Genomic DNA, 20,151 nt, shown 5'->3' with positions numbered 1-20,151 from the left:
CGTGACTGCGAACAAGGTCACCGCCGCGATCGTCGGATCCGGCAATATCAGCACCGATCTGCTGTACAAACTGCTGCGCTCGGAGAAGATCGAGCCGCGCTGGATGATCGGCATCGACCCGGACTCCGAGGGTTTGAAGCGGGCGCGCGGACTCGGGCTGGAGACCTCGGCCGAGGGCGCGGACTGGCTGCTCGCCCTGCCCGACAAGCCCGATCTGCTCTTCGAGGCCACCTCGGCGTACGTGCATCGCGCCTACGCGCCCAAATACGAGGCGGCCGGTATCCGCGCCATCGACCTCACCCCCGCCGCGGTCGGCCCGGCCGTGATTCCGCCGGTCAATCTGGACTCGCTGGTGGAGGCCCCGAACGTCAATATGATCACCTGCGGCGGGCAGGCCACCATTCCCATGGTGGCGGCCGTATCCCGGGTCGTCCCCGTGGCATACGCGGAGATCGTGGCGTCGGTGTCCTCGGTGTCGGCCGGTCCCGGCACCCGCGCCAATATCGACGAGTTCACCAAGACCACCTCCAAGGGCGTGGAGACCATCGGCGGGGCCGAGCGCGGCAAGGCCATCATCATCCTGAATCCGGCCGAACCGCCGATGATCATGCGCGACACCATCTTCTGCGCGATTCCCGACGATGCCGACCGCGACGCCATCGCCGAATCCATCCACGCCATGGAGAAGTCCATCCAGGAGTACGTGCCCGGCTACCGGCTGCTCAACGAACCGCAGTTCGACGAGCCGTCGCTGGTTTCCGGTGGCATGGCCAAGGTGTCGATCTTCGTGGAGGTGGAGGGCGCGGGCGACTTCCTGCCGCCGTACGCGGGCAACCTCGACATCATGACCGCCGCCGCCACCCGGGTGGGCGAGGTCGTGGCCGATCAGATCAGCAGCGGTGCGCGGCGGAGCGACCAGACCGACTCAGCGGCTCGGGTGTAAGGAGATATCCACCATGGACAACGTGTTCAAGCCCTTCTCGGGCGAACTCGATGTGCGCGTCACCGACACCTCGCTGCGGGACGGCTCACATCACAAGCGCCACCAGTTCACCGTCACCGAGGTGCGCGCCATCGTCGCCGCCCTCGACGCGTCCGGGGTGCCGGTCATCGAGGTCACCCACGGTGACGGCCTGGGCGGCTCCTCGTTCAACTACGGGTTCTCCAAAACCCCGGAGCAGGAACTGATCAAGGCCGCCGCGGAGACGGCGCAGCGCGCCGAGATCGCCTTCCTGATGCTGCCGGGCGTCGGCGTCAAGGAAGACATCAAGATCTCGCAGGACAATGGCGCGAGCATCTGCCGCATCGCCACCCACTGCACCGAGGCCGACGTCTCCATCCAGCACTTCGGCCTGGCCCGCGAACTCGGCCTGGAGACGGTCGGCTTCCTCATGATGGCGCACAGCACCACCCCGGAGATGCTCGCCAAGCAGGGCCGCATCATGGCCGACGCGGGCTGCCAGTGCGTGTACGTGGTGGACTCCGCCGGTGCGCTGGTGCTGGAGCAGGTCACCGACCGGGTGGCGGCGCTGGTCGCCGAACTCGGTGACGACGCCCAGGTCGGCTTCCACGGACACGAGAACCTGGGCCTGGCCGTCGCCAACTCGGTGTACGCCGTGCGCGCCGGGGCCACCCAGATCGACGGCTCCGCACGGCGTTTCGGCGCGGGCGCGGGCAATCTGCCGGTCGAGGCGTTCATCGGCGTCTGCGACAAGCTCGGCATCAAGACCGGCGTGGACTTCTTCGCCGTCACCGACGCGGCCGAGGACGTGGTCCGCCCGGCCATGCCCGCGGAATGCCTGCTCGACCGGCAGGCGCTCATGATGGGTTACGCGGGCGTCTACTCGTCGTTCCTGCGGCACGCGGAGCGGCAGGCCGAGCGCTACGGCGTCTCCGCCGCCGAGATGCTGGTGCGCGCGGGGAAGCGCAAACTGGTCGGCGGCCAGGAAGACCAGCTCATCGACATCGCCCTGGAGTTGCGGCGGGAGCGGGCGACGACCGCCTGAACCCCACGCCTCCCCGCTGCCGGGAAGGCGACGGTGCGGCTCGCCCGCGCCGGATCGCTACCCTGAGGATGCCGATGAGCTCGGAGGGACAACTGAACTCGGAGGCACGCCGGGCCGCGACCTACAGGTCGCGGCCCGGCCCGCTATCCGGCCGCGTACCGCCACACCGCGTACAGATCCGCGGCCTCGAGCCCCGGATTGTCGGACAGGATCTCCTCGGCGCTCACCCCCGCGCCGAGGAGATCCGCGAGCAGCGCCACCGGATACCGCATGCCCCGGACGACGGGCAGCCCCCGGCAGACGCGGGGATCGGACGTAATGCGCTCCATCTCGGCCACGGCTTCGAACGCTACGCGGGAACAGTAATCCTTCTCTGTGGCCGCGCTGTTCGACGTCTGTGGCCCGTTGACCGGACGTATGTCCCGGAACTTGAATGCAAGTCTCGCTCGGAAGACGATGAGACCAAAACAGGAGACTTGTAGCCATACATCGTCTTGACGGTCATTCGTAGTGTTGCCGTATCGGATCGAACGGAACAACAGTGGGAGTGACAATGCGTGCGGTGATTCAGAAGTCGATCGGCGGGCCCGAGGTGCTCGAGGTCGCCGAGGTCGAGCGGCCGGAACTGCTCTCGGGCGAGGTGCTGGTGCGGGTGCACGCCAGCTCGGTGAACCCGGTCGACGTGGCGGTGCGGGCGGGAGCCATCCCGCTGCTGGGTGAGCCGCCCTTCGGCGTCGGCTGGGATATCTCCGGCGTGGTGGCGGCCGCCGCACCGGGAGCGCGATACGCGGTCGGCGAGGAGATCTACGGCATGCCGTTCTTCCCGCGCGCCGCCACCGGCTACGCGGAATACGTGGCCACGCCGTCGCGCCAGGTGGCCCGTAAGCCCAAGTCCCTCAGCCACATCGAGGCGGCCGCCCTGCCGCTGGCCGCGCTGACCGCCTGGCAGGGCCTGGTCGACAGGGCCGCGATCACGGCGGGCGAGCGGGTGCTGATCCACCGGGCGGCGGGCGGCGTCGGCCATCTGGCCGTGCAGATCGCCAAGGCGCGCGGGGCGCACGTCATCGCGCTGGCCAGCGCCGCCAAACACGACTTCGTGCGCGGCCTCGGTGCGGACGAGGTGATCGACTACCGCACCACCGACTACACCGAGGTGCTGCGCGACCTCGACGTGGCCTTCGACTCCAATGCCGACGGGGAGCGCTCGGCGCGGGTGCTGAAGCCGGGCGGCGTGCTGGTGAGCATCATGGAGCACTTCAACCCCGAGCGGGCGGCGCAGGTGGAGGCCGCGGGCCGCCGCTTCGCCGGAGTCTCGGTCGAACCCGACTACGCCGCGCTGGAGGCCATCGCGGACTTGGTGGACGCGGGCAAGATCCGCCCGCACGTCTCGCGCACCCTGCCGCTGGAGGAGGCGGCCACCGCCCACGAGCTGGTGGGCTCCGGGCAGACTGTGGGCAAGGTGGTCCTGGCGGTGAACTGACCGCGTCGGGCGAGGTGTGCCGTTGCGGCCACTTCGCTCCGACGGCGAGTTGATCGCGCGGGCCTTGGACGAGGAGTGGGTGGATGGATGTGCTCAGCGAGGCGCTGGCGTCGATGCGGACAGGTGCGCCCAATTCGGTGCGCACCGACGGGCGCGCGCCGTGGGCGATGCGGCTGCCGGAGGTGCTGGGCGCGGGATTCCACGTGGTGCTGCACGGGACGTGCTGGATCATTCCCTCGGCCGACTCGTCCGAGGCCGTCGCGCTCGGGCCCGGCGATGTGATCTTCCTGCGCGACGGCGCGGGCCACATCCTCGCCGACCATCCCGATACTCCGGCGGAAGAACCTCGGCCGGAACAGTATTCGGGTCGGCCGCCGGTGGGCGCGGTGTCCATCGGCGGCGACGGCCCGCTCACCAGTCTGTTGTGCGGCAACTACCACCTGGACGGGTCGCGGCGGCATCCGCTGCTGCGGCAGCTGCCGGAGTTCATCCACCTGCCCGCCCGCCACGGGCATCATCCGGAGTTGACGGCGGCCGTGCAGCTGCTCGGCGCGGAGCTGGACAATCCGCGCATCGGCTCGCACGGCATCGTGCCCGCGCTCATCGACGCCCTGCTGCTGTACATCCTGCGGGCCTGGATCGAGGACCAGCCCGCCTCGGAATCCGTGGGCTGGGCCGCGGCGCTGCGGGATCCGGCTGTCGCCCCCGCCCTGGCCGCCATCCATGCCGACCCCGCCGCCGGCTGGACGGTGCAGTCCCTGGCCGACCGCGCGGGCCTGTCCCGCGCCGCGTTCGCCAAACGCTTCGCCACCATGGTCGGCGAACCCCCGCTGGCCTACCTCACCCGCTGGCGGCTCACCACCGCCGCTCGCCTGCTGCGCGAGGACGACATCCCGGTCGGCCAGATCGCCGCCCGCACCGGCTACACCTCCGAATTCGCCTTCGGCAAGGCCTTCAAACGCGAATACGGCCTGCCCCCGGGGCAGTACCGCCGCCAGACCCGCGTCGCCGCCTGACCGAACGACAACCGGCCCGCTCTCGGCTGCCTACAACCAGGTGTCCAGCGTGGTCGTGGTGAGGAAGTGCTCCAGGTCGGCCCGCCACGGCGCGGGCTTGGTCTTCTCCGGCTCGATGGCGGTGTACTGCCCCCGGTAGAACAACAGCGGCCTGCCGGAGGCCGTGGCCTCCGACAGGGCCAGGACCCGTCCGATCACGATGAAGTGATCGCCGCCGTCGCGCACATCGGCCACCGTGCACTGGATCGTGGCCAATGCGCCGTCCAGCACCGGGAGGTCCAGATCCGAGGTGTGCCAAGGGGTTCCGGCGAACTTGTCGGGTTCGCGGGAGCCGAAGCGGGCGCACACCTCCTGCTGGTCCTCGGCGAGGATGCTCACGCTGAACCGCCCGCTGCGTTCGATGGCCGCCCAGGAGCGCGAGCCCTTGGTGGGGCAGAACAGCACCAGCGGTGGTTCCAGGGACAGGGCGGCGAAGGACTGGCAGGCGAACCCGATCGGCGTTCTCACTCCCTCGACCTCGTCGAAGGTGGTGATGATGGTGATGCCGGTGCAGAACTGCCCCAGCACATTCCGGAACCCGCGCCCGTCGATCTCCGGGTACTCCTCGGTCGTCATCTCCGCCCCGTCGCTCACTTGAATCCCACGCTGAAGTCGTGACCCCACAGGCTGACCGCCGTGGACTCCCGTGCGATCCACGACTCGTCTTCGACTTCCAAGCCCTCACAGCCGAATTCGATATCGAAGCCGCCGGGCGTCTTCATGTAGAACGACAGCATCTTGTCGTTGATGTGCCGCCCCAGCGTCGCCGACATCTTCACCTTCTTGCGCAGCGCGCGGTCCAGGCAGAGCCCGACGTCGTCGGAATTCTCCACCTCCACCATGAGGTGCACGATACCGGTGGGGTTGGGCAGCGGCAGGAACGCCAGCGAGTGATGGCGCGGATTGCAGCCGTAGAACCGCAGCCAGGCCGGATCACCGTCGGCGGGCCGCCCCACCATCTGCGGCGGCAGCCGCATGGAGTCGCGCAGCCGGAAGCCGAGCACATCCTGGTAGAACGCCTGGGCGGCGGCGTCGTCGGTGCAGGTGAGCACCACGTGCCCGAGCCCCTGCTCGGCGGTGACGAACTTGTGCCCGTACGGGCTCACGAACCGCCGCGCCAGGTATTGCGCCCCGTGGAACGCCTCCAGCACATTGCCGGAGGGGTCCTCGAAGCGGATCATGTTCTCCACCCGCCGGTCCGCTAGCTCCTCCTTGGTGGCCTCCTTGAACGCCACCCCGTGTTCGGACAGCCGGTCGCGCAGCGCCTGCAGCGCGGGCGCGTCCACGACCTCCCAGCCGGAGACCAGCAGCCGGTCCCGCTCGCCGGGCACGATCACCAGCCGCGCCGGGAAGTCGTCCATGCGCAGGTAGAGGGCGTCCGGATCGGGTCCCGGAGCCTCCATCATGCCGAGTACCTTGAGCCCGTAGTCGCGCCAGGCCGCCATATCGGTGGCCTCGATGCGCATATATCCGAGCGCTCGAATCCCCATGCTCACTTCTCCTTGACGCCGAGCAGGAAGTCGGTTGCCAGCCGGTTGAATTCGTGGAACTTCTCCAGCTGCGCCCAGTGGCCGCAGCCGCCGAACACGTGCAGCTGCACCCGCGGGATCATCTTCAGCGCCACCAGCGCGCCGTCGATCGGATTCACGCGATCCTCACGGCCCCAGATCATCAGCACCGGCTGCCGCAGTTTGTAGGCGTCGCGCCAGATCATGCCCTTGGCGAAATCCGCTCCGGCGAAGGACTTTCCCATGGCGCGGGTGGCGGCCAGCGCCTCGGGGGCGGCGGCGGAGGCGAAGCGCTCCTCGATGAGTTCCGGCGTGATGAGCGACTGGTCGAACACCATGATCCGCAGGAACGCCTCCAGGTTCTCCTTCGTGGGCTCGACGTTGAACTTGGACAGCAGCTTCACGCCCTCGGTCGGATCCGGCGCGAACAGATTGGTGCTCAATCCGCCCGGACCCATGAGTACGAGTTTGCCCGCGCGGTCCGGGAAGTCCAGCGCGAATCGGGTGGCCGTGCCGCCGCCGAGCGAATTGCCCAGCAGGTGCACGCGTTCGGTGATCTCCAGGGTGTCCAGCAGATCCTTCAGCGCGGTGGAGCTGTGCACGAAGTACTGCGGGTGGTCCACCGGCTTGTCGGAGCGGCCGAAGCCGGGCTGGTCCACGGCGAGGACGTGGAAGTCCTTCGCCAGCACCGGAATGTTCTTGGCGAAGTTGGACCACGAGCTCGCGCCCGGCCCGCCGCCGTGCAGCAGCACGATGGTGGGGCCGTTGCCGACGCCCGCCTCGTGGTAGTGCAGCTTCAGGTCCGGCCGCACCTGCGCGTAGCGCGAGGTGGATTCGAAGGTGATCTCTCCCACTGCGGTCATCGGTTACACCATCGTATCCGCGATCGGGAGCCCGAAGGCGTGCGTGCCGTACATGACGTAGGCGCGCTCGGGATCATTGGCGGCATGCACCCGTCCGGCGTGTGCGTCACGCCAGAACCGTTGCAGTGGAGTGCCGTTCGCCAGCGCGGTGGCCCCGGAGGCTTCGAAGAGCTTGTCGATGGAGGCGATGGCCCGGCCGGTGGCGCGGACCTGGTCGCGGCGGGCGCGCGCCCGCAGGTCGAACGGCACCTCCCGGCCCGCGACCAGGCAGGCGTACTCGTCGGCCACATTGCCCGACAGCTGCCGCCAGGCGGCGTCGATATCGCTGGCGGCCTCGGCGATGCGGACCTTGCCGAACGGATCGTCCTTGGCGTTCTCGCCCGCGTAGGCGGCGCGCACCCGCTTGCCCTGATGCTCCACGTGCGCCTCCAGCGCGCCGTAGGCCATGCCCACGATCGGGGTGGAGATGGTGGTGGGATGGATGGTGCCCCAAGGCATCTTGTACACCGGATCGGTATTCTGCTCCAGGCCAGGAGATTTCAAGTCGCTCATGGCACGGAAGCTGAGGAAGCGGTGCTTGGGTACGAACACGTTCTCGACCACGACCGTGTTGGATCCGGTGCCGCGCAGGCCGACCACGTTCCACACGTCGTCGATCCGGTATTCGGTGCGGGGGATGAGGAACGAGCCGAAATCGACCGGCTTGCCGTTCTTGATCACCGGCCCGCCGACGACCACCCAGTCGGCGTGATCGGAGCCGGAGGACCAGGCCCACGAGCCGTTCACGGTGTAGCCGCTGCCGTCCTCGGTCACCACGCCCGCGCCCATGGGCGCGTACGACGAGGAGATGCGGACGTCGGCGTCCTCGCCCCAGACCTCTTCCTGCGCCCGCTGGTCGAACAGCGCCAAGTGCCAGTTGTGCACGCCGATGATGCCCGCCACCCAGCCGGTGGAACCGCAGGCACTCGCGATCTTGCGCACGGTATCGTAGAAGACGACCGGATCGGCGGCGTGCCCGCCCCACTGGCGCGGTTGCAGCAGCTTGAAGAACCCGGTCTCCTGCAGATCCTTGACGGACTCCTCGGGCAGTCGGCGCAGGTCCTCCGCCTCCTGTGCGCGGTCGCGCAACGTGGGCAGCAGCACCTCGACCCGCTCAACTACTTCTTGCGTCATCTCGCCAGTTGCTCCTGCCTGGTAGATCGGGAACGTATTCTTCTGGGTTCGAGACTAGAACACGTTCCTATTCCGTGTCGAGAACACGGCAACTCCCGTGGTCGAATGTGGCTCTCGCCTGCTCATCGATCTTCTGGCTAGCGCATAACCCTGACTATTTTGTAACGTGTTCTAGTACTTCCAGAGGAGGATGGACGATGGCAACAACCCCCCAGGGGCCCCGCGGAAAGGTCCGTGAGATCGACGTGGGCAGCATGCCCACCCGGTATGCCCGGGGCTGGCATTGCCTGGGCCTGGCCGACACCTTCCGCGACGGAAAGCCGCATTCGGTCAACGTCTTCGGAACCAAACTGGTGATCTTCGCCGACAGCGGCGGCGAACTGCGGGTACTGGACGCGTTCTGCCGCCACCTGGGCGGCGACCTGTCGATGGGCGAGATCAAGGGCGACGAGGTCGCCTGCCCCTTCCACGACTGGCGCTGGGGCGGCGACGGCAAGTGCAAGGCGATCCCCTACGCGCGTCGCGTGCCGCCGCTGGCCCGCACCCGCGCGTGGACCGTGCTCGAGCGCAACGGCCAGCTGTTCGTCTGGCACGACCACGAGGGCAATCCGCCGCCGGACGAGGTGACCATTCCCTACATCGACGGCGCGTTCATCGACGCCGAGGGCAATCCGTTGGAGCGGATGAGTGACGCGTGGACCCCCTGGACCTGGCACAGCATGCTGATCGAGGGCTCCAACTGCCGCGAGATCATCGACAACGTCGTGGACATGGCGCACTTCTTCTACATCCATTACGCCTTCCCGACGTACTTCAAGAACGTCTTCGAGGGGCATATCGCCACCCAGTACCTGAAGACCAAGGGCCGCCCCGACATCGGTTCCGCGGCCGAGGCCGGGGTGGATGTGCTGCTGGAGTCGGAGGCGTCGTACTTCGGCCCGTCGTACATGATCAACCCGCTGAAGAACATCTACAGCGGCTTCGAGGTGAATTCGGTCCTCATCAACTGCCACTACCCGGTCACGCAGAACTCCTTCGTGCTGCAGTGGGGCGTCACCCTGGAGAAGCCGAAGGGACTGCCCGATGAGCAGGCCCAGGGCTTCGCCGCGAAGATGACCGACGGCATCAGCGAGGGATTCCTGCAGGACGTCGAGATCTGGAAGCACAAGTCCAAGATCGACAACCCGCTGCTGACCGAGGAGGACGGCCCGGTCTACCAGCTGCGCCGCTGGTACGACCAGTTCTACGTGGACGTGGCCGATATCGACCCGCGCTCGACCCAGCGCTTCGAATTCGAGGTCGACACCTCCAAGGCCAATGAGGCATGGGAACTGGAGGTCGCCGAGAACCTGCGCAAGAAGCGGGCGGCCGAAGCGGCCGCCTCCACGCAGGAGGCGAACGTCTGATGACCCACTGGGCGAAGGCACCCGATTTCGCGGACCGTCCGGAGCGGCAGGCACTGGTGCGCGCCCAGACGGTCGAGGACAAGAAGCACTACATGGAGGCGGGCTTCACCCCGCTCGCCTGCCAGTCCTGCGGTACCGAGGTGCTGGTGCGCAAGCACAGCACCCACCAGAAGACGGTGCAGTGGACGGTCGACCCGGCCGCACACTGCCCGGTCTTCCGCCGCATGGCCGAAGCCGGGCCGATCTTCGGCAAGCCCGACTCCTGCCCCAACCTCGAGAAGACAATCGAGCACGCGGTGGCCGAGGGGATGCTCGAGATCGATTCCTGACGGTGGCCGCCGTATCCGGCATGCCCCGACCCCGGTGCGGCGGGGCGTGACCGTGCCGGGCGGGTGCGCGTGCCGCAGCGTATTCGGCTAGTCCAACCGGAAGTCGGCGAAGTCGAAGCCCGGGGCGACGACGCAGCTCACCAGCACGTAGTCGTCGCCAAGGGGGCGGGCCGCCTGCGAGACGCCGCCGGGCACGATCGCCTGCGGCCGCTGGCCCCGCTCGACATCGGGACCGAGAACGATCTCCTCGCCGCCGATGTTCAGCGCCAGCGGGCCGCCGCGATGCCACAGCCACAGTTCGTCCGAGGCCACCGTGTGCGGGGCGGACTTCTCGCCGGGCAGCAGCAGGAAGTAGATGGCCGTGGCGCTGGCACGCGGCCCGACATAGCCCGGCGGCGTGAATTCCACCGGGCTGCGCCAGGTTTCCCGATACCAGCCCCCTTCCGGATGCGGCAGCAGATCCAGTTCGGCGGCCAGTGGCGGTCGGTCGTCGCTCATGTCACCAATCTAGGCTTCGACGATTCGGGCTTCGACACGCCACGTGATGCCGTGCGCCGCGAGCGCGTCGAGCACCTCCTCGGCGTCGAAGGCTGCGGCCCGGCCGGAGGCCGCCGATGAACCGCATCCGTCCCGCCGCGACCGACAGCGGCACGCCCCGAGCGCTGACCGCGCCCGGCTCGGCGTGGCCGAGGTCGGCTGCGGCGTGCGAATCGGCCGCGTCCGGCCTGCGCCGGGGGATCGGCGTCGGTTCCCGTGCCCGCCGTGCTCGGGCTGCCGTTCATCGCGCTGTCATGGCCGGGCGGCGGTCGAGTGGGATTATCACGGCGGCGGTGGTGCCCGGGGTGCCCTACGCGGTGCGGCTGGTGACCGGCGCGGCGGCTCCCATCGCGGCATCCGGCTACGTCGAAGCCGCCGCGGCGGGCGGCGAGCACCTGGTGTTTCGCGAGGTGCTGCCCAATCTGCGTGCCATCCTGCCGGCCTTGTTCGGGCTGCGGTTCGTGGCCGCCGTCTATATCGTGGCGACCGCGGGCTTCCTCGAGATCGGTCCGCAAACCCCCGGCCGCCGACTGGGCACTCATGATCCGGGAGAACGGCCCCGGCGTCCTCCTCAACCCTTGGGCGGTGATCGCCCCTAGTCTGCTTGTCGGGGTGCTCGCCATGAGCGTCAATCTCGCGGCGGCCGCCCTGGCACCAACAGGTAGGACGAAAGGCGGTGAGCCTGCGATGAACTCCGCACGGCTACCCAAGCGGCAGCTCCAGACCGGCGACGAGATCACGCCGGACCACGAAGAACACACCCTCACCCTGCCCGCCGACAGCGAAGCGCCCGCGGATCGTCCCGGCCTCGCGCGCGTCGTGCGCGCCGTCCAACTCGGCAGGGAGGCGACCAAACGCTGATGTCCGACGCCGGCGCGGCGATCATGGATCTCCGGGCCGCGCCGCTGCTCAGCTGAACGGGCTGGCGGGCCTGGCCTGCAATTCCCCGTCCACCCAGACGTCGACCTTCTCGTTGTAGAAGCACACCATCCCGGCAACCTTCTGGCTCTCCGGCAGCGGCGTCGGATAACCCCACACGATGTCCGGATACTCCTTCTCGCCGATCCGCACGCTCCAATACGAGGCCGTCCCCTTGTAGGGGCACTGGCTGGTGGTGTCGGACTCGCGCAGCAGATCCATGCGCACGTCGGTCATCGGCACGTAATACCGTGCGGGCAGGCCGGTTTCGAAGAGGATGCGCGGATTGCGGGAGTCGGCGACGGTGGTGCCGTCGATATCCACGCGGATGTGCTGGGAACTGGCGAGGATGTCCACCCGGCTGTAGGGATCGCGCGGGTGGACGTAGATGGGCTCGTCCTCCTCGAACCAGGCGTCCATGGCGTCGAAGTCCAGTCGCACCAGCTCCCGCAGTTCCGCCACGGGGGAGTCCGGGTAGCGCACGGCCGCGCCGAAGGCGGTGACATTGTTCACCAGCACGTCGAAGACGGTGCCGTCGCCGAGTTCGGTGGAGCCGCGGGCGTCGCCGGAGGGCTCGAGCTCGGCCGTCAGATCGGCGGTGGGCAGGTAGTAGGTGGGGTAGTACGGGTGTTCCCACACCAGTACGGGATGGCGGGTGTCGGCGACCAGGTGACCTCCGAGATAGGTCCGCACGCGCTTGGCACACGGCTCGACGCGGACCCCGCTCCGATTCGTCTCGCTCATACCCACCGACGCTACGCCGAATTCGCTTGCCGCCGCTTCGCTCCGGTGGTTCGCGTGCCGCGGCGGGCGCGGAGCCCGCTCGCCCCGGAACCGCGAGGGCCGGGCGGCCGGGCTCACACCTCGGAATCTGGTCGTATGACCAGGGCGGATATGGTGTAGCCGCAACATTCGAGCAACAACCCAGAAGGTGGCGGTCAGCGTGACGGTGCCGATCACACAGGAGCGGGACGGGCTGCGGCCCGGACTGCGGCGACGTCATATGACGATGATCGCCATCGGCGGCGCGATCGGCGCGGGCCTGTTCGTGGGCTCCGGCTCGGTCATCCAGACCGCCGGGCCCGCGGCGGTGCTGTCCTACGCGGCGGCCGGGCTGCTGGTGCTGTGCGTGCTGCGCGCCCTGGGCGAGATGGTGGTGGCCCGCCCGGTGGCCGGATCGCTGGCCGAGTACGCGCGCATGTCCATGGGGCCGTTCGCCGGGTTCGTGGTCGGCTGGCTGTACTGGTACCTGTACGTCATCCTGGTCGGCGCGGAGGCCGTGGCCGGCGCCGCCATTCTCGGCGCATGGGTGGACCTGCCGCAGTGGGTGCTGTCCGCCGCACTGCTGGTGATCATGACCGCCGTCAATCTGGTGTCGGTGAAATCCTTCGGCGAGTTCGAATTCTGGTTCGCCTCCATCAAAGTCGTGGCCATCGTGCTGTTCCTGGTGCTGGGCGCGGTATACCTGTTCGGCCTGTGGCCCGATGCCGACGGCGGCCTGCACAATCTGACCGGGCACGGCGGATTCGTGCCCAACGGCATCACCGGCGTGTTCTCCGCCATCGTGGTGGTGATGTTCGCCTTCGGCGGCACCGAGATCGTTACCGTGGCGGCGGCCGAATCCAAGGAGCCGGGGAAGGTCGTCGCCCGCGCCACCAACAATGTGCTGTGGCGGGTCGGCCTCTTCTACGTGGCCTCGATCTTCCTCATCGTCTGCATCCTGCCCTGGAACGACGCCGAGGTGCTGAAGAGCCCGTTCGTCAGCGCCCTGGACCACATGGGCGTTCCGGCCGCGGGCACCATCATGCAGGTGGTCATCCTGACCGCCGTGCTGTCGGTGCTGAACTCGGCCATCTACGTCTCCTCGCGCATGCTCTACGTCCTCACCCGCGACGGCGACGCCCCCGCCGCCCTGGTGAAGGTGAACAAGCGCGGCGTCCCCGCCCGCGCGGTGCTGCTCGGCACCGTCGCCGCGTGGGGCGCGGTCATCGCCTCCTATGTCTCCCCGGACCAGGTCTTCACCTTTCTGGTGAACTCCATCGGCGTGGTGCTGGCCTTCGTCTATGTGGCGATCATGTTCTCCCAGTTGGGTCTTCGCGCCCGCCTCCGCCGCGAGGACCCCTCCGCCCTCACCTACCGCATGTGGGGCTACCCCTACCTCAGCTGGCTCGTCATCGCCGCCATCGCCATCGTCTTCATCGCCATGGCCCGCAACCCCGACCAGCGCAACCAACTCCTCGCCTCCACCATCAGCCTCCTGGCGGTAGCCGCCCTCTACCCCCTGCGCACCAAGTTCGGCAAGAAGCCCCCGACCCGCGAGGTCGAGGTCCTGCATCACTGATCGCGGCGTCGCTCCCCGGCCTCGTCACCCGGATCGTCCGAACTCTTCCGCAGCGGTTCGGACGACCCCGCCGTGCCGAAATCCGTCTGAATGGTCGTCCCCGGCGGCACGCCGCCGTAGCCGATGTTCGCCAACGGATGGTTGAATTCTCCGCCGCCGACCCCGTACCGCTTGATCTTCCGCCGCCGCAACCACAGCAGCCAGATCGGCGCGAACGCCACCACCACGGCCATGATCAGCACAACCCACGCTCCGCTATCCATAGCGAACCCCTCTCGCCGCCGGGCACCTTTCCGAGATTGTGCGGCACCGCGCACCGGAAGGCCCGCAACCACGCTGCGTCACATGGGCACAGCGCACCGCGCGTAGGTCTCTTCCGGCGTCACGGTGATCACGTCCACCTGGCGCACCAGTGATCCGGGCACCTGTCCGCCCTCGAAGTGCTCGGGGCCGGGGACTATGACCGCGTCGGCGTCGAGCCGGGTGGCTTGGGCCTTCAGCCGGGCCAGTGGTGGCCGACCGAATTTCGGGTCGTAGACGATCATGTCGGCGAAGTCGTAGCCGAGCCGAGCGGCCAGCTTGCGGATCTGGCCCTCGTCCCGGAACTGGGCTACGCCGCTGATATCGGTCCGCAGATACCCGATTGCCGTTGCCCGGTAGCGCATCTCGGTTCCTCGCTGTGCGTCGTCGGCAGCGTGGTAGATCTCCAGATACACCCCCGGCTGCCCGTCGGCGGGGTCATCGTCGTAGGCGTTGATCTCCAGCACACCGCCGGGGAACTCTCCGAGCCTGCTACGCCTGGTCATCGCGCTCCCCTTGGTTCGTCGGTGGTCGGCGACCGGAGGCGGTCGACTGCACCGCCCCCGAACGCTTGAACAAGACGCTAAGAGCTGAGGTACACCGAACTCCACTAGCTTGCAGTGATTTGCGAATTTATATCGGTTCAGCAGTGGCATCGGGTATTTCAGAGGACTATCAGAGATACATGGCGCAAACTCCCACATGCCGTTTGACGAGAGGATTGATCATGCTGTTGCGATTGCTGGGCAAGAACGGTTCCCAGGGCGGAGGCTGCCCGTCGCTGCTGGTTTCCGACTGCGGAACGTACGTCGTGCAGGGGTGGGCAACAGACATCCCTGGTGTGGTCGAAATACCTCACCTGCTGCTCGGATTCGCCGAGCCGGATACGTTCGTCGGCGCTCGGATGGAGGACACGGGCAGGGGAACGTTCACCCTGTCGGGCCGACCGATCACCGAGCTCGATACGTTGGCTCAGTTGGATCTAGCCGAGGACGAGACGGCTGTCGAGGTTCCGAAGGGCGAGAGGACGTTTTACGGTGCTGCTCTTGCAAGGTGACGAGTTCGATGGTCTTCTCCGCGCTTGCCAGCGGGAAGCGTTTCACCTGGAGGTGCAGGACACCTACGAGACATCGGAGGAGTTCGAGCCGTTCGAGCGGTTCAAGGCGGGTGAACCTGACGACTACGCATGGATGAAGCCGTGGACGACTCTCATTCGTGAGGTCGCCGGGCGAGGTGTTCACGTTCGGCGTGCACGTGTGATCTCGGTGCCGCATGCGCCGTACACGGACTGGGGGCTGGTCGTCTCCCGTGTGAACATCGAGGCGGGAGAGGATATCCGCTACCTGCCAAGGCATTTGATAGATCAGGGTCGGCTGACTGCTGACGACTGGTGGTTGTTCGATGGTCAGTCCGTAGCCTTCACGGTGTTCGAGCCATCCGGTCAGTGGGCGGGTGGGGCTCTGACGAAGGACCGGAGGATCGTGGACTACTGCCGGGAAGTTCGAGACCTCGTGTGGTCGGCAGCCGTTCCACACGCCGATTACGTGGCACTCGGTACTAGGTGACCAGCGCCGCAAACGAACAACGGGAAGCTCTCGGACTCAGACTCCGGGAGCTTCGCCGTGACGCTGGCCTGACCGGTCGCAAGCTGGCCGAGCTATCGCACTGGCACGAGTCGAAAGTCTCACGCATCGAGTACGGCAAACAGACTCCCTCGGAGCTGGATCTCCGGGCGTGGTGCACGCATACCGACAGCGTTGATCAACTCCCGGATCTGATTGCGACGCTGCGGAACATCCAGGCTGCCTATCTGGAGTGGAGGCGGATTCTCGGCACCGGCACGCGGCGTAGACAGCGGATCTCGGTGAAGCTGGAAGCGGAATCCAGCTCGATGCGCTGGTATGAGCCGTCAGTGGTTCCGGGACTGCTCCAGACCCCCGAGTATGCCGAGGGTGTTCTTCGGAAGGTCATTGGCTTCTACGGTATTCCGGATGATCTGGACGAAGGCGTCGCGTCCCGAATTGAACGCCAGCAGGTCTTGTATCGGGGCAACCATCGGTTCTCGTTCGTGATCGGTGAGCAGGTGTTGAGAACTACGGTGGGGGACAACTCGGTGATGCTGGGGCAGCTCGACCGCCTGCTGACGGTGATGACCTTGCCGCGAATTCTGCTCGGGATCATCCCGGAGCGCACAGCATACGAAGCGCCGTCCGCGAACGGGTTCATCGTGTTCGACAATCGACTCGTCCATGTCGAGACACTCAGCGCAGAGCTGACAATCACCCAGCCACGAGAGATCGCGCTCTACGGCAGGGCATTCGCCCAGCTGGCCGACCAGGCTGTCTACGGTGAGCCAGCACGGCATCTGATCATGTCCGAACTCGACAAACGGCGATAGGCACCCCATGGGGCGGCTACCCCTGCCTCAGCTGGCTTGTCCTCGCCGCTATCGCTGTCGTCTTCGTCGCCATGGCCCGCAACTCCGACGAAGACCGGCGCCCGCGGGTGCCGGTCTGTGCGGTCGGGGACGCTCAGTCGTCACCGAGGGTGATGGCCTGGGCTTCCTCGACGCTGTGGGGTGCGGGGTCGTGATCGTCCACGCCGCGCAGGAGGGCACGGCCGGACAGGAGGACCGCGACGGCGGCGGCGGTGCAGGCCGCGCCGACCCAGAAGGGCATGGACATGTGGTGTTCGCCGAGCTTGCCCGCCAGGTAGGGGGCGGCGGCGCCGCCCGCGAAGCGGACGAAGCTGTAGGCGGCCGACGCGGTGGAGCGTTCGACGGGGGCCGAGAGCATGACGGCCTCGGTGATGAGGGTGTTGTTGACGCCGAGGAACAGGCCCGCGAGGACGGTGCCGATCACCAGCACCGGCTTGTGCTCGGTGAACAGGGCCATGACGGCCAGGTCGGCGGCGAACAGGGCCAGCGCCGCGGCCATCATGGGCACGGTGCCGAAGGCGCGCTGGAGTTTCGGCGCGAACCAGACCGACGCCACGGCCAGCAGCACGCCCCAGCCGAAGAAGATGAAGCCGATCTCGTAGGTGCCCATGTCCAGCGGGAACGGGGTGTAGGCGAGCAGGGTGAAGAAGCCGTAGTTGTAGAGCAGGGCGGTAATGCTCACCAGCAGCAGGCCCGGGTAGGTCAGGGCCTTGAACGGCGCGGTGATGGAGGTCGGCCGGGCGGGCTTCGGGGTTTCCGGCAGCAGGATCACCAGTCCGATGAAGGCCACCGCCATCAGCACCGCCACCCCGAAGAACGGTGCGCGCCAGCTGAAGTGGCCCAGGAAGCCGCCGACCAGCGGACCCGCCGCGATACCGATGCCCAGCGCCGCCTCGTACAGGATGATGGCGCGCGCGACGCCGCCGCTGGCCGCGCCCACGATGGTCGCCAGCGCGGTGGCGATGAACAGCGCGTTGCCCAGCCCCCAGCCCGCGCGGAAGCCGACGATCTGGCCGACCGTGTCGGACCCGCCCGCCAGGGCCGCGAACGCGACGATGATGGCCAACCCCGCCAGCAGCGTCTTCTTGGCCCCGAACCGGCTCGACACCACACCGGTGATCAGCATGGCCACGCCGGTCACCAGCATGTAGCTGGTGAACAGCAGGGTCACCTGCGACGGCGACGCGTCCAGCTGCTCCCCGATCGGTTTGAGGATCGGATCCACCAGCCCGATGCCCATGAAGGCGATCACGCTGGCGAACGCCACGGCCCACACGGCCTTGGGCTGTTTCCGGGTGGATCGGGCTGGGCTGGAGGTCCCGCCGGTGGCGGGCCGGGCATCCGACATGGTGCTCACAAGGGCTCCCTCATCGTCGCGGCAATTGTTGTATATGCTAACCAAAATGATTACGTATGCTAACTATATTCCGCCGTGAAATACCACACAGGCCGGTGGCCAGGGCGAATGCCCCAGACCACCGGCCCGTGCCGATGAGATGCTCCCCTACGCCGGTCGCGCCAACGGCCGCGCGGGCGAGCCGAACAGCTGCGCCAGGCCATGCGCCCGCTTGAAGAACAGATGCGCGTCGTGCTCCCAGGTGATGGCGATGCCGCCGTGCATCTGCACCATCTCCGAGGCCACCGCATTGAGCGCGTCGGTGCAGTGCAGCCGCGCCGCCGCCACATCCACCGCGTCCACATCCCCCGCGGCCAGCGCCGCGATCGCGTGGTGCGCGATCGACCGCGCCGACTCCACCTGCACGTACATATCGGCCATCCGGTGCTTGAGCGCCTGGAAGCTGCCGATGGGCCGCCCGAACTGCACCCGCGACCCGGTGTAGTCGACGGTCAGGTCGAGGCACTGCTGCGCCGCCCCGACCTGCTCGGCGGCCACCGCCAGCCAGGCGGTCTCGCGCAGCCGATCCGTGTCGACGGTGCCGAGCCGTCGCGCCGCGACACCGTCGAATCCGACCTCGGCCAGCCGTCGCGAGGGATCCTGGGTCGGCACCGATGTGCGCTCGACCCCCTCCGCCGCGCCGTCCACCTCGAAGAGACCGTCGGCGGTGAGCACCAGCAGGGTGTCGGCATACGCCCCGTCGAGCACGTAATGCGCGGTGCCGTTGAGCTTTCCGTCCGCGGCCGAGACACCGCACCCGTCCCAGCCGCGCCGACCGGCCCAGCACAGGGCGAGGGTGCGCGCACCCTCGGCGACCTCCGGCAGCAGCCGCTCGTTCGCCTCGGTGTCACCGGCGAGCAGCAGCGCCCGCACACCCAGCACCGCCGACCCCAGCATGGGCGGCGCGCTCAGCGTGCGGCCCAATTCCTCGACCACGAGCAGGGATTCGACCAGCCCGGCCCCGATGCCGCCGAACTCCTCCGGAATCGCCAGCGCCGCCACCCCGACCTGTTCGCACAGCAGGGTCCACAGCTGCTCGTCGTATCCGCGCGGACCCTCGAGCCCGCGCCGCACGGCGGCGCTGTCCCCGTGCTTGGCCAGCACCGCGCGCACGGTGCTCGCGAGTTCCCGCTGTTCCGCACTCAGACCCATGCTGATTCCCTCTCGGTCCGGACGGAGTGCCGCACGACGCTCCGCCGCCGCGGGCAGCCGCCCACGCTGTTCTCGTTCCGACCTCCGCCGGGCGTAGGGCGATGACGCCTGGCTGCCGTGCGCCCCCGTGAATCGCTCACGCCGCGTCGATTCCGGCGTGCGTGCCACCCCGCGTGGTGACGCTCCGCCGCTCGCCGCCCCAGCCGAAACCTCACGCCGCCGTCCCTTCCGAGCGCAGCGCCTCGGCGATCCGGGCGCGATGGAAATCCGGTGTGCCCCATGCCGAACGCAGCGCGGTCACCTTCGTGATCCACAGCGACAGATCGCATTCGGCGGTGTAGCCGATGGCCCCGTGCACCTGTAGCGCGGTGCGCGCGGCCCGGTACGCCGCCTCACCGGCGGCGAGTTTGGCCGCGGAGATGTCGCGCGCCGCGGTCGCCGCCCCGTCCTGCGCCGAGAGCGCCGCCCGGAAGAGCAGCGGCTGTGCCATATCCAGGCCGATGAGCACATCCGCCAGGTGATGCTTGATGGCCTGGTACTGGCCGATCGGCTTGCCGAACTGGTGACGCTGCTTGACGTATTCCACGCTGGTGTCCAGCAGCGCCCGCCCGGCGCCGAGCAGCTGGGCGGCGGTGGCGAGAGCGCCCGCGTCGAAGGCGGTGGCGATGGCCGCGCGCACACCGTCGCCCTCGGCGAGCACGGCTTCCTCGATGACCGGGAACAGCCGTCGCGCCGCGTCCACCGATCGGATGTGCTCCTGCGGTGTGGCCAGCGAGACCCGGTCACCGGTCGCCACCAGCACCACATCGGCGGTGTCGGCGTCCACCGCGAGGGGTTCCGCGGCGGTGCCCGGCGCGGGCAGGGCGATGGTGCCCAGCGTGGCTCCCTCGGCGAAGCCGCCGAGCCACGCACCGGTCTGCTCGGTGACCGGAAGGGCCTGGAGCAGTGCGGGCAGCACGGCCGCGGTCTCCACCAGCGGTCCGGGCACGGCGGCCCGGCCGATCTCGGTGCCCGCCACCACCAGTTCCACCGGCCCGGCCCCGAAACCGCCGTTGTCCTCGGTGATGGTGAGCCCGAGCGCACCGGCCTCGGCCAGCTGCCGGATGAGCGCCCTCCCGGCGGCCGGATCCCCGGCCGCCCAGGTGCGCACGGTATTCGGCGTCTTGGCGGCCTCGCACATCTTGCGCAGGCTGGCCGCGAAGTCGAGTTGTTCTGCTGTCAGAGCGAATCGCATGTCGTCCTCCGGTCGA

The 20,151-nt window shown here is 68.2% G+C and carries 24 protein-coding genes; 12 read left to right on the top strand and 12 right to left on the bottom strand.

Features of this window, described 5'->3' with window-relative positions:
• The first annotated feature begins 1 nt into the window (after window position 1).
• Both QMO76_RS25110 and dmpG read left to right on the top strand, forming a co-directional pair.
• Complete coding sequence (locus QMO76_RS25110; protein WP_306363781.1) at window positions 2-943, top strand: acetaldehyde dehydrogenase (acetylating); 942 nt, start codon at window positions 2-4, stop codon at window positions 941-943.
• Window positions 944-956: 13 nt separating this feature from the next.
• A complete protein-coding gene (gene dmpG, locus QMO76_RS25105) occupies window positions 957-2,006 on the top strand; it encodes a 4-hydroxy-2-oxovalerate aldolase (protein WP_306363780.1) in 1,050 nt (349 codons plus the stop codon).
• 143 nt (window positions 2,007-2,149) lie between these two features.
• Here the strand turns inward: dmpG and QMO76_RS25100 are convergent, their stop codons facing one another.
• Window positions 2,150-2,335 carry a DUF433 domain-containing protein gene (locus QMO76_RS25100; RefSeq protein WP_306363900.1) on the bottom strand — a complete coding sequence of 62 codons (186 nt, stop codon included), beginning with the start codon at window positions 2,333-2,335 and terminating at the stop codon, window positions 2,150-2,152.
• A 224-nt stretch (window positions 2,336-2,559) separates the two neighbouring features.
• On the opposite strand from QMO76_RS25100, the gene QMO76_RS25095 reads away from it, so the two are divergent.
• Together QMO76_RS25095 and QMO76_RS25090 are read left to right on the top strand one after the other, a co-directional pair.
• Window positions 2,560-3,486 carry an NADP-dependent oxidoreductase gene (locus QMO76_RS25095; protein ID WP_306363779.1) on the top strand — a complete coding sequence of 309 codons (927 nt, stop codon included), beginning with the start codon at window positions 2,560-2,562 and terminating at the stop codon, window positions 3,484-3,486.
• 83 nt (window positions 3,487-3,569) lie between these two features.
• Complete coding sequence (locus QMO76_RS25090; RefSeq protein WP_306363778.1) at window positions 3,570-4,502, top strand: AraC family transcriptional regulator; 933 nt, start codon at window positions 3,570-3,572, stop codon at window positions 4,500-4,502.
• 30 nt (window positions 4,503-4,532) lie between these two features.
• Here the strand turns inward: QMO76_RS25090 and hsaB are convergent, their stop codons facing one another.
• Genes hsaB through hsaA form a run of 4 tightly spaced genes read right to left on the bottom strand, consistent with a single transcriptional unit; the run spans window position 4,533 to window position 8,085 of the window.
• Entirely contained in the window at window positions 4,533-5,117 is a 585-nt protein-coding gene (gene hsaB / locus QMO76_RS25085; protein WP_306363899.1) for a 3-hydroxy-9,10-secoandrosta-1,3,5(10)-triene-9,17-dione monooxygenase reductase subunit, read from the bottom strand.
• A gap of 14 nt (window positions 5,118-5,131) precedes the next feature.
• Complete coding sequence (hsaC, locus tag QMO76_RS25080) at window positions 5,132-6,031, bottom strand: iron-dependent extradiol dioxygenase HsaC (protein ID WP_372342070.1); 900 nt, start codon at window positions 6,029-6,031, stop codon at window positions 5,132-5,134.
• Between the two features lie 2 nt (window positions 6,032-6,033).
• Window positions 6,034-6,912, bottom strand: coding sequence for a 4,5:9,10-diseco-3-hydroxy-5,9,17-trioxoandrosta-1(10),2-diene-4-oate hydrolase (gene hsaD, locus QMO76_RS25075; protein WP_306363776.1), 879 nt, complete (start codon window positions 6,910-6,912; stop codon window positions 6,034-6,036).
• 3 nt (window positions 6,913-6,915) lie between these two features.
• A complete protein-coding gene (gene hsaA / locus QMO76_RS25070; RefSeq protein ID WP_306363775.1) occupies window positions 6,916-8,085 on the bottom strand; it encodes a 3-hydroxy-9,10-secoandrosta-1,3,5(10)-triene-9,17-dione monooxygenase oxygenase subunit in 1,170 nt (389 codons plus the stop codon).
• Between the two features lie 197 nt (window positions 8,086-8,282).
• Here hsaA and QMO76_RS25065 point away from each other — a divergent pair, with 197 nt between their 5' ends.
• Both QMO76_RS25065 and QMO76_RS25060 read left to right on the top strand, forming a co-directional pair.
• Window positions 8,283-9,491 (top strand): Rieske 2Fe-2S domain-containing protein, encoded by a 1,209-nt coding sequence (locus QMO76_RS25065; RefSeq protein ID WP_306363774.1) that lies wholly within the window; start codon window positions 8,283-8,285, stop codon window positions 9,489-9,491.
• A complete protein-coding gene (locus QMO76_RS25060; protein WP_306363773.1) occupies window positions 9,491-9,820 on the top strand; it encodes a hypothetical protein in 330 nt (109 codons plus the stop codon). The genes QMO76_RS25065 and QMO76_RS25060 overlap by 1 nt, the downstream gene beginning before the upstream one ends.
• A gap of 87 nt (window positions 9,821-9,907) precedes the next feature.
• On the opposite strand, the gene QMO76_RS25055 is transcribed toward QMO76_RS25060, so the two are convergent.
• Entirely contained in the window at window positions 9,908-10,318 is a 411-nt protein-coding gene (locus QMO76_RS25055; RefSeq protein WP_306363772.1) for a cupin domain-containing protein, read from the bottom strand.
• A gap of 116 nt (window positions 10,319-10,434) precedes the next feature.
• Between QMO76_RS25055 and QMO76_RS25050 the strand changes: the two genes are divergently transcribed.
• Window positions 10,435-10,956 carry a hypothetical protein gene (locus tag QMO76_RS25050; protein ID WP_306363771.1) on the top strand — a complete coding sequence of 174 codons (522 nt, stop codon included), beginning with the start codon at window positions 10,435-10,437 and terminating at the stop codon, window positions 10,954-10,956.
• Window positions 10,943-11,218, top strand: coding sequence for a hypothetical protein (locus tag QMO76_RS25045; RefSeq protein ID WP_306363770.1), 276 nt, complete (start codon window positions 10,943-10,945; stop codon window positions 11,216-11,218). The genes QMO76_RS25050 and QMO76_RS25045 overlap by 14 nt, the downstream gene beginning before the upstream one ends.
• A 48-nt stretch (window positions 11,219-11,266) precedes the next feature.
• Here the strand turns inward: QMO76_RS25045 and QMO76_RS25040 are convergent, their stop codons facing one another.
• Window positions 11,267-12,019 carry a DUF427 domain-containing protein gene (locus QMO76_RS25040; RefSeq protein ID WP_306363769.1) on the bottom strand — a complete coding sequence of 251 codons (753 nt, stop codon included), beginning with the start codon at window positions 12,017-12,019 and terminating at the stop codon, window positions 11,267-11,269.
• 199 nt (window positions 12,020-12,218) lie between these two features.
• On the opposite strand from QMO76_RS25040, the gene QMO76_RS25035 reads away from it, so the two are divergent.
• On the top strand, window positions 12,219-13,616 hold the full coding sequence (locus QMO76_RS25035; protein ID WP_306363768.1) for an amino acid permease: 1,398 nt from the start codon (window positions 12,219-12,221) through the stop codon (window positions 13,614-13,616).
• Here the strand turns inward: QMO76_RS25035 and QMO76_RS25030 are convergent.
• On the bottom strand, window positions 13,610-13,879 hold the full coding sequence (locus QMO76_RS25030; protein WP_306363767.1) for a hypothetical protein: 270 nt from the start codon (window positions 13,877-13,879) through the stop codon (window positions 13,610-13,612). The two genes, QMO76_RS25035 and QMO76_RS25030, sit on opposite strands and share 7 nt — an antisense overlap.
• A gap of 78 nt (window positions 13,880-13,957) precedes the next feature.
• Window positions 13,958-14,422 carry a hypothetical protein gene (locus tag QMO76_RS25025; RefSeq protein WP_306363766.1) on the bottom strand — a complete coding sequence of 155 codons (465 nt, stop codon included), beginning with the start codon at window positions 14,420-14,422 and terminating at the stop codon, window positions 13,958-13,960.
• Window positions 14,423-14,643: 221 nt separating this feature from the next.
• Here QMO76_RS25025 and QMO76_RS25020 point away from each other — a divergent pair, with 221 nt between their 5' ends.
• From QMO76_RS25020 to QMO76_RS25010, 3 genes are read left to right on the top strand one after another with little or no spacing between them, the layout of a single operon-like run.
• Window positions 14,644-14,973 carry a hypothetical protein gene (locus QMO76_RS25020; protein WP_306363765.1) on the top strand — a complete coding sequence of 110 codons (330 nt, stop codon included), beginning with the start codon at window positions 14,644-14,646 and terminating at the stop codon, window positions 14,971-14,973.
• Window positions 14,954-15,481, top strand: a complete 528-nt coding sequence (locus tag QMO76_RS25015; protein WP_306363764.1) for a DUF6879 family protein — start codon at window positions 14,954-14,956, stop codon at window positions 15,479-15,481. The genes QMO76_RS25020 and QMO76_RS25015 overlap by 20 nt, the downstream gene beginning before the upstream one ends.
• The gene (locus tag QMO76_RS25010; protein ID WP_306363763.1) at window positions 15,478-16,314 is read left to right on the top strand and encodes a helix-turn-helix transcriptional regulator; all 837 of its coding nucleotides are present in this window, start codon (window positions 15,478-15,480) and stop codon (window positions 16,312-16,314) included. Before QMO76_RS25015 ends, QMO76_RS25010 begins: the two co-directional genes overlap by 4 nt.
• A gap of 133 nt (window positions 16,315-16,447) precedes the next feature.
• Here the strand turns inward: QMO76_RS25010 and QMO76_RS25005 are convergent, their stop codons facing one another.
• The 3 genes from QMO76_RS25005 to QMO76_RS24995 form a co-directional block, all read right to left on the bottom strand.
• A complete protein-coding gene (locus QMO76_RS25005) occupies window positions 16,448-17,701 on the bottom strand; it encodes an MFS transporter (protein ID WP_306363898.1) in 1,254 nt (417 codons plus the stop codon).
• A 156-nt stretch (window positions 17,702-17,857) separates the two neighbouring features.
• Window positions 17,858-18,901: an acyl-CoA dehydrogenase family protein gene (locus QMO76_RS25000; protein ID WP_306363762.1), complete on the bottom strand. Its 1,044-nt coding sequence runs from the start codon at window positions 18,899-18,901 to the stop codon at window positions 17,858-17,860.
• 211 nt (window positions 18,902-19,112) lie between these two features.
• Window positions 19,113-20,135, bottom strand: a complete 1,023-nt coding sequence (locus tag QMO76_RS24995; RefSeq protein WP_306363761.1) for an acyl-CoA dehydrogenase family protein — start codon at window positions 20,133-20,135, stop codon at window positions 19,113-19,115.
• Between the last annotated feature and the right edge of the window lie 16 nt (window positions 20,136-20,151).

It is taken from the genome of Nocardia sp. CC227C, from assembly GCF_030767025.1.
Lineage (GTDB): Bacteria > Actinomycetota > Actinomycetes > Mycobacteriales > Mycobacteriaceae > Nocardia.
Note: the sequence above shows the minus strand (reverse complement) of the source record. Positions and strands in the feature narration are given on the sequence as shown.